This is a genomic window from Pseudomonas sp. 30_B (genome assembly GCF_017491605.1).
Taxonomy (GTDB): domain Bacteria; phylum Pseudomonadota; class Gammaproteobacteria; order Pseudomonadales; family Pseudomonadaceae; genus Pseudomonas.
The window spans coordinates 1-519 of the sequence record NZ_JAFGYY010000178.1; the positions used below are offsets into that span (position 1 = coordinate 1).

Genomic DNA, 519 nt, shown 5'->3' on the forward strand with positions numbered 1-519 from the left:
GGCAGCGACAGCTCGCCGCCGATCAGAAGCTGCGTATGCAGCAGCAGATCGAGCGTGCGCGACACCGCGCCTTCCGACGAATTCTCGACCGGCACGACGCCGAACGTCGCGGCGCCCGCCTCGACCGAGCGGAACACCTCGTCGATCGACGGGCAAGGCAGCCCCTCGATCGATTGGCCGAAGTAGTCGAACATCGCCTGTTCGCTATAGGTGCCGACGGGCCCGAGGAACGCGACGTGTATCGTCTGCTCGAGATCGCGGCCCGCCGCCATGATCTCGCGCCAGATCGCGCTGATGTGCTCGCTCGCGAGCGGCCCGGCGCTCATGTCCTGCAAGCGCGCGATCACCTGCTGCTCGCGCTCCGGCCGGAACACGGGCGCGTTGAAGTGCTTCTTGACCTCGCCGACCTCGAGCGCGACCGCCGCGCGCTGATTCAGCAGCGCGATCAGTTGCGTGTCGATCGCGTAGATGCGCTCGCGCAGAGGCTTCAGGCGGGAATTGAGTTCGTCGTCCATGACT

The 519-nt window shown here is 66.7% G+C and carries 1 protein-coding gene; it reads right to left on the bottom strand.

The features are described from left to right. On the bottom strand, positions 1 to 515 hold a 515-nt coding region (pheA, locus tag J5M67_RS27810), incomplete at its 3' end, for a chorismate mutase (RefSeq protein ID WP_368735963.1). Positions 516 to 519 lie beyond the last annotated feature (4 nt).